The 10,411-nt window shown below is 39.2% G+C and carries 8 protein-coding genes; 6 read left to right on the top strand and 2 right to left on the bottom strand.

From position 1 onward, the window contains the following. Positions 1-552: 552 nt before the first annotated feature. From FTV32_RS13435 to FTV32_RS13425, 3 genes are all read left to right on the top strand, one after another. On the top strand, positions 553-2,004 hold the full coding sequence (locus FTV32_RS13435; protein WP_180028933.1) for an aldehyde dehydrogenase family protein: 1,452 nt from the start codon (positions 553-555) through the stop codon (positions 2,002-2,004). Positions 2,005-2,373: 369 nt separating this feature from the next. Then, the gene (locus FTV32_RS13430) at positions 2,374-3,858 is read left to right on the top strand and encodes a sodium-dependent transporter (RefSeq protein ID WP_180028932.1); all 1,485 of its coding nucleotides are present in this window, start codon (positions 2,374-2,376) and stop codon (positions 3,856-3,858) included. A 1-nt stretch (position 3,859) separates the two neighbouring features. Continuing rightward, positions 3,860-3,970 (top strand): methionine/alanine import family NSS transporter small subunit, encoded by a 111-nt coding sequence (locus FTV32_RS13425; RefSeq protein WP_081403317.1) that lies wholly within the window; start codon positions 3,860-3,862, stop codon positions 3,968-3,970. Positions 3,971-4,064: 94 nt separating this feature from the next. Here the strand turns inward: FTV32_RS13425 and rsmB are convergent, their stop codons facing one another. Further along, positions 4,065-5,360, bottom strand: coding sequence for a 16S rRNA (cytosine(967)-C(5))-methyltransferase RsmB (rsmB, locus tag FTV32_RS13420; RefSeq protein WP_035270418.1), 1,296 nt, complete (start codon positions 5,358-5,360; stop codon positions 4,065-4,067). After that, positions 5,357-6,319, bottom strand: coding sequence for a methionyl-tRNA formyltransferase (gene fmt / locus FTV32_RS13415; protein WP_035270415.1), 963 nt, complete (start codon positions 6,317-6,319; stop codon positions 5,357-5,359). The genes rsmB and fmt overlap by 4 nt, the downstream gene beginning before the upstream one ends. A gap of 381 nt (positions 6,320-6,700) precedes the next feature. On the opposite strand from fmt, the gene ilvD reads away from it, so the two are divergent. From ilvD to FTV32_RS13400, 3 genes are all read left to right on the top strand, one after another. Then, positions 6,701-8,530 carry a dihydroxy-acid dehydratase gene (ilvD, locus tag FTV32_RS13410; protein WP_081403313.1) on the top strand — a complete coding sequence of 610 codons (1,830 nt, stop codon included), beginning with the start codon at positions 6,701-6,703 and terminating at the stop codon, positions 8,528-8,530. A gap of 259 nt (positions 8,531-8,789) precedes the next feature. Beyond that, on the top strand, positions 8,790-10,112 hold the full coding sequence (locus FTV32_RS13405; protein ID WP_180028931.1) for a hypothetical protein: 1,323 nt from the start codon (positions 8,790-8,792) through the stop codon (positions 10,110-10,112). Beyond that, positions 10,069-10,392, top strand: a complete 324-nt coding sequence (locus FTV32_RS13400; RefSeq protein ID WP_218947420.1) for a chorismate mutase — start codon at positions 10,069-10,071, stop codon at positions 10,390-10,392. Before FTV32_RS13405 ends, FTV32_RS13400 begins: the two co-directional genes overlap by 44 nt. Positions 10,393-10,411 lie beyond the last annotated feature (19 nt).

The raw sequence follows: 10,411 nt of genomic DNA, 5'->3' as shown, positions 1-10,411 counted from the left end.
CCCTTCCCGAACTCAGAAGTGAAACCTCTTAGCGCTGATGGTAGTGTGGGGTTACCCATGTGAGAGTAAGTCATCGCCAGCTCATTATTCTAAACACCCCCTTCAATACAAGGGGGTGTTTTTTTATGTGAAAAGAAAAAAATAAACAAATAAAATTAAGGGAAAGGCATGGGTACGGGAAAATATCCGTTAAATACATTTTTAATCTTAAAATTGAAAAAATAATCATATAAACGATAAATTTTATGTCTTGAACATTTATAACAACCGCTTTTATCCATCTGATGCTCAAATTCATAAAGCATGATTAGTTTCTATCGGTGTTCCTGTGTACATAGAAAAATGATCGCCTAAACAATAGGTCGTGGTTGTATTTTAATGCTTTAGGTAATGAGTGACTAAAATGCATGCGAGATGCAATAGAGGCATGTATATAATAAAAAGTAAGAGTGAAAAATATATTACTTAATTACTCATGAACAGAAGTTGCTTGAGAGGTCATGATATAGTGAATTTAAAAGTTTTAAATCCGAATATATTTAAGGATACGCGATGACCAATTCAGAAAAAAAAATTGAGTGTGATTATTCTCTTTATGTTGCCTCTAAAGCATCCCAAACAGGTCAATGGCTTGAGGTAAAAGATAAATTTAGCCAAAAAACATTTGCCCGAGTAGCCTTAGCAGATGCAAATACTTTAGAAAAAGCAATCCAATCTGCAATTGATGCAGAACAGGCAATGGCAAAATTAGAACCATTTCAAAAGCAAAAGATTTTATTACATTGTGTCAAACGCTTTGGCGAAATGAGAGAGGAATTAACTGCAATTTTGATTGCAGAGGGTGGAAAGCCATTAAAAGCAGCTCAGGCTGAAGTTGAGCGTCTTATAAATACCTTTCAAATCGCTGCTGATGCTGTTACACAAATCGACGATGGGCGTTTAATGCCATTGGCTGTAACAGCTGCTGCACAGGGTTATACAGGTATGATTAAACATGTTCCGATTGGTGCTATATCATTAATTAGTCCTTTTAATTTTCCACTTAATTTAACTGCTCATAAAATTGCACCTGCAATTGCAGCAGGGTGTCCTTTCGTACTGAAACCTGCATCACTTACACCAGTTTCTGCTCTAAAAATTGCAGGAGTGTTGGCTGAAACTGATTTACCTCAAGGTGCATTTTCAGTTTTACCTTGTCCTCGCGAACAGGCGGATATTTTGGTAACCGATGACCGATTCAAATTACTCAGTTTTACTGGATCGGATGAAGTCGGTTGGGATATGAAAGCACGTGCAGGTCGAAAAAAAGTCACCTTAGAGCTTGGTGGAAATGCTGCTGTTTTAATTGAACCTGATACTGAAATATCTGATGTGTTAATTGATCGTCTTATTGGGGGAGCTTATAACCATGCAGGTCAAGTTTGTATTAGTGTCCAAAGAATTTTAGTCCATGAAAATATTTATACGGATTTAAAGAAGAAATTAATTTCCAAAATAAAAAAAATCAAAGCGAGCGATCCGAATTCAGACTCGACCTTATGTGGCCCTATGATCAAGGAGGCAGAAGCTAAAAGGCTTAAAAAATGGGTCGATAAAGCTGTAAAGAAGGGTGCCAAAGTTTTAGTTGAAGGTCAGGTTAAACGGGCTTTATTTGATCCAATATTGTTAGAAAATGTTGATGTGTCTTTAGAAATTTATAAAGATGAAGCTTTTGGACCCGTTGCCATTCTAGAGAAGTACAAAGATTTTGAAAAAGGCATTGCTACAATTAATCAAAGCCGATTTGGTCTACAAGCTGGCGTTTATACACAAAGTCTGAATAAAATGATGTATGCGTGGAATCATTTACATGTAGGTGGTGTCATCATTAATGATATTCCATCATTCCGTGTAGATAATATGCCTTATGGTGGCGTTAAGGATTCGGGTCTAGGTCGAGAAGGGATTCAATCAGCAATTCGAGATATGCAAGAAGAGCGTTTGCTTGTGATTAAACAAGGATAATTATTTTTTATGTTAAAAGGAGCATAACGCTCCTTTTAAATTATTTAGTTTAGATTAACGCAGTGATTTAAAAATAAACATATTGAGTTAAAATTAATCAATAAGAATAAAAAAATGATGAAACACAGTTTTTTCCTGAATTAATTACAGAAAAATCTGATTAAAAGCGCTATTGTTGATTCATTAAACATCCTTTATTTCATCTTTCTTTAACCAAGAATATTAAATAAGGGGGGGTTTGTAATTCGAAAAAAATGCTCAAAAGGCCGTTTCTGATTCAAACAAAAAAATTTTAATGGTATGCAATTACTTGCGAGATAACATCAACAATAGCAGTAAGCGTGTACCCATTTACGGATTAGGTACTATATGACAGCTTCACGTGAAAATTGGAGCGCCAGATCAGGTTTTATTATTGCAGCTATTGGTTCTGCAGTAGGTTTAGGCAATATTTGGCGTTTTCCCTATGTCGCATATGAAAATGGTGGCGGGGCATTTTTAATCCCTTATCTGGTTGCAATTTTTGCTGCCGGTCTTCCACTTTTATTTTTAGATTATGCAGTTGGACATAAATACCGTAAGGCCCCACCTACAGCTTACAAGAAGTTGATGAATGGTGAATCATTGGGTTGGTGGCAAGTCGCTGTGACATTAATTATTGGTATTTACTATGCCAGTGTATTGTCATGGGCGGGTAGTTATATGTTCTACTCATTTGGTCAACAGTGGGGAAGTGATACAGAAAAATTCTTTTTCACCACCTATCTTCAGAATGGCGAAGGCTTAGCATTTGGATTTGTTCCGACCTTATTTATAGGTTTGGTTGTCGTTTGGGCGATCGTTATGTTCATCCTGTATGGTGGGGTGAAGAAAGGCGTGGAATTGTCGAATAAGATCTTTATGCCATTATTGGTGGTTTTATTTACGATTCTCGTGATTCAAGCTATTCGTTTACCAGGTGCTGTCCAAGGTTTAAATGCATTCTTTACACCAAACTGGGAAGCAATGGGCAACTATAAAGTGTGGTTAGCTGCATTTGGCCATATCTTTTTCTCGTTATCCGTTGGTTTCGGGATTATGTTGACCTACGCTTCGTATTTGAAGAAAAAAACGAATTTAACTGGTTCTGGACTAGTCGTTGCTCTTGCAAATTCATCTTTTGAAATTTTAGCTGGTATTGGGGTATTTGCAGCATTAGGTTTCATGGCCTACAGTGCGGGTGCTTCAGTTGACGATGTTGTATCTGGTGGTATTGGTTTAGCTTTTATCGCTTTCCCTAAAATCATTTCAAGCATGGGGGCTGGCGGAGACTTATTTGGCTTCTTGTTCTTTGCATCTTTAACAGTTGCAGGGATTACATCCATGGTCAGTATTCTTCAAGTTCCAATCGCAGGTTTTCAAGACAAGTTAGGATGGTCTCGTAAGAAGGCTGTGACAATTATTGCAGGTGGTTCAGCAATTGTTTCAACTTTATTGTTTTCAACTCACAGCGCGATTACGTTTGTCGATATTATCGATTACTTTGCCAATAATATTGGTATTGTCGCGGGTGGCTTATTATCAATCGTATTGGTGTCATGGTTCCGTCGCCCGTTGTTAAAGCAACTTCAAGAACATGTAAACCAATATTCTAGTATTAAGCTAGGTGCTGGTTGGAACTTCATGTTGACTGTAGTTACACCAATCTCATTGTTAGCTGCGCTATTGATGACCTTGAAGTCAATATTTACTGAAGGTTATGGCGGTTATCCAATTGAGATTCTATTGCCAATTGGTGGCAGTGTAGTTGCAATCTTTGTATTCTGTGCGGTTGTTTTTAGTCGTCTAAAAGACAATGGACCTGAGGAGAAATAAGATGAATACTTCTGCTTTAATGATGCTTATTATCTCAACAGTGCTGTTATGGGGTGGTCTTATTTTAGCAATGATTCATTTGGCAAAAAACCCAGATGAGCTTGAAGATTAAACCACTTTAGATCAATATTAAAAAAGCCATGACATGAGTCATGGCTTTTTTAATATGTCGATAAATTAGAAATAAACTATCTTAAAAAATAGCATTAAATCTTTTGAATTAAACAATAATAGAATCCATCCCCATGACCTTGTTGTGGCAATAACTGACGGCCGTGGATTTGTTCAATTCCCCAATTTACATTTAATTTGATTTCTTGAGCATCTGCATGCGTGTTGAAGAAATCAATCATTTGGTGTTCATTTTCAGCTTTCAAAATCGAGCAGGTAATATAAAGCATTGACCCGCCAACTTTGAGTTGTTGCCACATATGATTCAGAATCTGTTTTTGAAGAGCAACCGTTTGTTGGATATCGGTAGATTGGCGAAGTAAACGAATATCTGGATGACGTCGTACAACTCCAATAGCAGAACACGGTGCATCAAGAATAATACAGTCAGCCTGTTCAGGTGCAGACCATACCGTAGCATCAGCAGTCAGTATTTCCACTGGTGCATACTGATTAAGAGCAAGACGCTCTAAGTTTTCACTTACGCGGCTTAAACGCTTTGTGTCGTGATCGATCGCATACAGCTTTTTAGGACGATAACACTCTAAAATATGTGCTGTTTTTCCACCTGGAGCCGCACATGCATCAATTACGATCTTATCATCAAGATTCGGCAACAAGGTCGCGCAAAGTTGAGCATGTTCATCCTGAACAGAAAAACCACCTTCTTCAAAGCCAGGGAGGTGAGGAATATGCACGGATTGATCTAAGATAATGCCTACATCGGACCATTCACATGGATGAGCATCAATCCCTTCTTCATCAAGAATATCTAAATATTCCTCACGGCTTACTTGTCGTTCATTTACACGTAGTGTCAAAGGCGCAGCCAGTTTAAGTTCGACTGAAAGCATTTGAAGATGCTCGGGCCAATCTTTTTTCAAGCGTTTAAATAGCCAACTAGGTAAACCATGGGCTTGGTCTAATGCTGCGCCGAATTCTTCAGTTTCACGTGAAACACGACGTAGAATCGCATTCACGACGCCACTTAAGGCCTCAAAACCTAGTTGTTTAGTCGCTGTTACCGTTTCTGAGATAGCCGCATGTGCTGGTATACGCGTGCAAAGCAGTTGATATAAACCTAAATATAGGCAGCTTTCAACGGTTTCATTGTTGAGTGGTTTAGTCAGAAGAGGGAGAGTAATTGCTTTAAGCGCATGCCATTGGCGTAAAGTGCCTAAAGTCAATTCATGAAATAAGGCCCGATCACGTTCACCAACCAATGAAAGATGTTGGGAAAGAACAGAGGTGAGGGATTGTCCATTCTGAACGGCCAGTAATGTTTTAATCACATGCCCGCGTAAATTTAAATGAGAAGATTGTTGGCTCATGCGAAGATCTGTCCTGGCTGCAATTTTTGACTTTGTAGAATTTGTGCAGCATTGAGCGCTTTACCGCCTGGCCACTGAAGTTGAGTGAGGCAAATCACTTGATGATCACCACACACAACGTGAACACCATCCTGATCGACAGCGATGATTTCACCGACTTGTTGAGTTGATGGAGTGAGTGAAGAAAGTTTCGAATTCCAAATACGTAAATTGTTGGTTTCATCAATAGGAGTGAAAGCTACGGGCCAAGGATTGAAAGCACGGATATTTCGATCAATCGTCACAGCATCATTTGCCCAGTTAATTTGAGCTTCAGCCTTCGACAGTTTATGTGCATATACTGTCAGTGATTCATCTTGAACTTCACGTGTATCTAAATAATGCTTTAAAGTGTCTTCACTTTCTAAAACAGCGAGAGTGGCTTCAGCCCCTTGTTGAGCCAGTTTATCATGTAAGGTTGCAGAAGTATCTTCAGCCGTAATAGGACAGATCGTTTTAAACATCATGTCACCAGTGTCTAGACCAGCTGCCATTTTCATGATCGTAATACCTGTTTCAGTATCACCTGTCGCGATAGCGCGTTGAATAGGGGCTGCACCTCGCCAGCGAGGCAATAAGGAACCATGAATATTCAAGCAGCCGTATTTAGGTGTATCTAAAACGACTTGAGGCAAGATTAAACCGTATGCTGCGACCACCATCACATCAGCATTGAAAGACTTGAGTTCAGCTTGAGCAGCCAAACCTTCCTCAGTCGACGATTTAAAATGTAAAGGTTGGTAAACAGGAATATTGTGCTCAAGCGCCAATTGCTTTACCGCTGACGCTGTTAGTTTTTGTCCACGTCCTGCTTTACGGTCTGGCTGCGTATACACAGCAACAATTTCATGAGAAGTCTTTAGCAAAGCTGCTAATGCACTCGCTGCAAATTCAGGGGTTCCCGCAAAGATGATTTTCACTCAGACACTTCCAAAACAATATAAAGAACATTATATGCCAAAAGCGATTTTCGCCCAAATAAGGTCGTAATTTGAAACGTTTTCATGTGCATTTTGTGCTTAAGGTGTGATTAATAAAATTTATGTATTTTTAAAAAAAGATTCATGAAAGTTTTGTATTACGATTTCAGATAAGGGTTTATAGTAGATCACATCTCTTACATCGATTTAGATCGTTGAGGGCAAATCAGACCTATACGAACAATTGCAAGCAATGGTTAACTGTTAATCAGAAAGCTGTCATAATAGAAGTAAGGTTCAACTGATTTAGCCTTATATTTCAGTATCATTTAGCCAGATTGAATACATATTCATCGAGCTCAGCTTAAGTTGGAAATAAAAATGCCTGACTATCGTTCGAAAACATCAACACACGGAAGAAATATGGCGGGTGCACGTGGCTTATGGCGTGCAACTGGAATGAAAGACGAAGATTTTGGCAAACCAATTATTGCAGTAGTCAACTCATTCACACAATTCGTACCGGGTCATGTGCATCTTAAAGACTTAGGTCAGCTTGTTGCACGTCAGATTGAACAAGCGGGTGGTGTAGCTAAAGAATTTAATACAATCGCAGTAGACGACGGTATTGCAATGGGTCACGACGGAATGTTGTATTCATTACCATCGCGTGATTTGATTGCTGACTCAGTCGAATACATGGTCAATGCACACTGTGCAGATGCAATGGTTTGTATCTCGAACTGCGACAAAATCACACCGGGAATGTTGATGGCGGCAATGCGCTTGAACATTCCTGTTGTGTTTGTTTCAGGCGGTCCAATGGAAGCTGGTAAAGTCCAAATTCGTGGTGGTGAACAAGCGATTGACCTTGTGGATGCCATGATTGTTGCTGCAGATGACAACTATACAGATGAAGAAGTAAAAGCATACGAACGTTCTGCATGTCCAACTTGTGGTTCATGTTCAGGGATGTTTACTGCAAACTCAATGAACTGTTTGACAGAAGCATTAGGTTTATCATTACCGGGTAATGGTTCAACACTTGCAACGCATGCCAACCGTAAAAAACTATTTGAGCGTGCGGGTCAGTTGATTGTTGAAATCACAAAACGCCATTACGAACAAAATGATTACAGCGTATTACCACGCAACATTGCCCCTAAAGCTGCTTATGAAAATGCCATGACTTTAGATATCGCGATGGGTGGTTCTACCAATACAGTACTTCACTTATTAGCGGCTGCGCATGAAGCAGAAGTTGATTTTACAATGGACGATATCGATCGTTTATCACGTAAAGTGCCTGTACTGTGTAAAGTTGCACCTGCGGTTAAAAATGTTCACATGGAAGATGTCCACCGTGCAGGCGGTATCATGTCGATCCTTGGCGAACTAGACCGTGCAGGTTTGTTAGATACTTCTGTACCAACCGTACACGAAAAAACATTAAAAGACGCTTTAGATAAGTGGGACATTATTCGTACTGAAAATGAAGAGGTATATAACTTCTATAAATCAGCACCGGGCGGTGTACCAACACAAACAGCATTCTCACAAGACCGTTATTACACACGTCTTGATGGCGACCGTGAAAATGGCGTGATTCGTAATGCAGAACATGCTTTCTCTAAAGACGGCGGTTTAGCAGTCCTTTACGGTAACATCGCACTTGATGGTTGTATCGTAAAAACGGCTGGTGTAGATGACTCGATTCTGAAATTCAACGGTACAGCACGCGTATTTGAAAGCCAAGATGATGCAGTAGAAGCAATCTTAGGCGGCAAAATCGTAGCAGGTGACGTGGTTCTGATTCGTTACGAAGGTCCACAAGGTGGTCCGGGTATGCAAGAAATGCTGTATCCAACAAGCTACTTAAAATCAAAAGGCTTAGGTAAAGACTGTGCGCTTGTGACTGATGGTCGTTTCTCGGGTGGTTCATCAGGTCTTTCAATTGGTCACGTGTCTCCAGAAGCGGCTGAAGGCGGTGCAATTGCTTTAGTTGAAGATGGCGACCGTATCGAAATTGATATTCCAAACCGTACGATTCACTTAGCAGTTGCTGATGATGTATTGGCTGCGCGCCGTGAAGTACAAGAAGCTAAAGGTTGGAAGCCTGCGAAAGAGCGTCCACGTAAAGTATCTAAAGCACTGAAAGCGTATGCAATGCATGCAACAAGTGCTGCAAAAGGTGCGGTACGTGATATCTAATCTGCTTATAAACTAGATCAATCATGATTCAAAAGCATCCTTCGGGATGCTTTTTTAATCACGAAAAGTTTGAATTTCATCTGAAAGCGTCAATTACATTAATGACAATATTTGATAGAAAGGTCATAAATATTGATCAATTCTCTTTGTCTTGATATAAGTTTTGCTCGCGTTCAAACTTTTTTAGTTTTTAGAAAAAGCGATGAATTTGATACTTTGATCACATAATTTACCAGTAAAATCATCTGAGGCACATCTCATGTCACTGTTACGCCGTTGGTTTGATCCGCTACGATCGAGTTGGTTTTATCAGAAACCAAATCGTCAAGAGGTCTTGTCAACTGAGCAGGGTTTAACGATCTATCTTCGTTTAGATGATGTGTATAGTTATCTTGCAGTCCAGCAATTGGCACAATTAAATGACATTTTAAAAGATGAAATTAAGCCTTTAAAAATTGTTATCTCAGATACTGCTGCTGAAGCTCCAAATGATATGAGTCCTGAAGAGTGGCAAGATTACAGTCTACGTGATGCCCAAATTTTAGCGTACCAGCATCGTTTCGGATTCGATAATGAAAAGCCTGAAATACCAAGTGCTGAAGCGATTCAACAGGCAGAAACGATTTTACGAAATACCCCATTAACAGGTGAAAATTTTCTCTATTTATTGGAAGATGTCTTCCATATGTTGTGGCAACAGCAGTATGGAAAATTACGTACTTTGTATGTCATGGCCAGTCGACATCGAAAAGAACAACAAATCGCTGAGCGAACTTTTGATCACACGCCAGTTTTAGCAAGTTTTTTTGAGCTCGGTAATCGTCGGTATCATGCGGTAGATGATTTATTAAGATTGACCCGCCGTTTAAAACAACAAAGACTCTTGACCGGTAATCCTATTTTTCTCATCAATCATATTGAGTGGCGGGAACACCTAATGAATGATGCTGAAGAATTATCTGAGATTCAGGCGATGAATCCTGAGTTAGACCTCTATATTGCATTAGAAGATCCGATCTCTTGGTTATTATTAGCTTATATTAAAGAGGAACTTGCCGATTATTACGATATCCAACTTACCGTTTATCCATTGCAATATCAGGGACGAGATTTATTTGATTGGAGTTTGGCAACGCGTTTATCTAAACGAACAGAAGTAAAATTTACGCCGTTTTGCCGACCGACTCAGCAGGCGACATATGAAATAGCACGATTGTTTTACAGTGTGCCTGAGGATCAACGTCTTGATGCAATGTATGAAATCTTGCAGGCTGTATGGAGTAAAGGTAAAGATCTATCGTATCGACCTCATATTCAAGCCTTAAAACAGAGCTTGAATATCACGACGCTCACTGAAGAGTCGATCAGTCAAAAGCTGGAAGAAAATCAATTACTCTGTGAGATGAAATCACAACCTGATTTACCAGTGCTTGAGCTTCGTATCGATGGAAAGAGTTATGTGTTTAATAGCTTATATCGTGTATGGATGATTGAAAGTATTTTCAGTAATGTGTTAGAACAAAAGTACAAAAGTGAAAATGAATCTGAACACAGGGATACCGAATCAATTGAAAATCAATAAAGAAAAATGCGAAACCCTTCAGCAAGCTCGAGCACAGATAGATTCAATTGATCAAGCCATAACAGAATTAATTGGTTTACGCCAATATTATGTAGATCAGGCAGTTCGTTTTAAAAGAACTATACAAGATGTACAGTCACCTGAACGTGTTGAAATAGTGATTGAAAAAATACGTGAATTGGCTACAAAGAATGGTGTGGATCCATTACTGATGGAAAAAATATATCGAGAGATGATTCAACACTTTATTCAAAGAGAGTTAAAAGAAATACGACCATAACAGTCGGAATTCTTAATAA

The sequence above is a fragment of the Acinetobacter sp. YH16032 genome, from assembly GCF_013417345.1.
GTDB lineage: Bacteria > Pseudomonadota > Gammaproteobacteria > Pseudomonadales > Moraxellaceae > Acinetobacter.
The sequence above is the reverse complement of the archived record's forward strand: the minus strand, read 5'-3'. Positions and strand labels throughout refer to the sequence as shown.

Coding starts and splice junctions, on each gene's coding strand:
- FTV32_RS13435 (WP_180028933.1), top strand. CDS start 553: ATGACCAATTCAGAAAAAAAAATTGAGTGTGATTATTCTCTTTATGTT.
- FTV32_RS13430 (WP_180028932.1), top strand. CDS start 2,374: ATGACAGCTTCACGTGAAAATTGGAGCGCCAGATCAGGTTTTATTATT.
- FTV32_RS13425 (WP_081403317.1), top strand. CDS start 3,860: ATGAATACTTCTGCTTTAATGATGCTTATTATCTCAACAGTGCTGTTA.
- rsmB (WP_035270418.1), bottom strand. CDS start 5,360: ATGAGCCAACAATCTTCTCATTTAAATTTACGCGGGCATGTGATTAAA.
- ilvD (WP_081403313.1), top strand. CDS start 6,701: ATGCCTGACTATCGTTCGAAAACATCAACACACGGAAGAAATATGGCG.
- FTV32_RS13405 (WP_180028931.1), top strand. CDS start 8,790: ATGTCACTGTTACGCCGTTGGTTTGATCCGCTACGATCGAGTTGGTTT.
- FTV32_RS13400 (WP_218947420.1), top strand. CDS start 10,069: ATGAATCTGAACACAGGGATACCGAATCAATTGAAAATCAATAAAGAA.